This is a genomic window from Limosilactobacillus mucosae DSM 13345, from assembly GCF_001436025.1.
In the GTDB taxonomy this organism is placed as follows: domain Bacteria; phylum Bacillota; class Bacilli; order Lactobacillales; family Lactobacillaceae; genus Limosilactobacillus; species Limosilactobacillus mucosae.
In genome coordinates, this window is sequence record NZ_AZEQ01000084.1 from 1 (window position 1) to 289 (window position 289).

Here is a 289-nt window from a genome sequence, read left to right on the forward strand (position 1 = left end):
CCAAAATGCAGCCAGGCAGCTACCTGGTCAATACGGCCCGTGGCGAACTGGTTGATGATGCAGCGTTGATTGAAGTACTTAAATCAGGACGTTTGGCGATGGCTGGCCTTGACACGCTGGATCATGAGCCAGTTTTAAAAAATCATCCGTTGTTGAATCAATCATCTGGAATCACGCGGCGGTTGTTACTCAGTCCGCATATTGGCGGGATTACCGCGGCCAGCTTTTATCGCGGCTATGCCATGATTGATGAGGATTTGCGGCTGATTGCGCAAGGTCGAAAACCTAA

1 protein-coding gene is annotated in these 289 nt (G+C 50.2%); it reads left to right on the forward strand.

What is annotated here, in order from left to right; translation table 11 throughout:
- Positions 1-289: NAD(P)-dependent oxidoreductase (locus FC47_RS10305; RefSeq protein ID WP_268888872.1), on the forward strand; the 289-nt coding region annotated here is incomplete at both ends.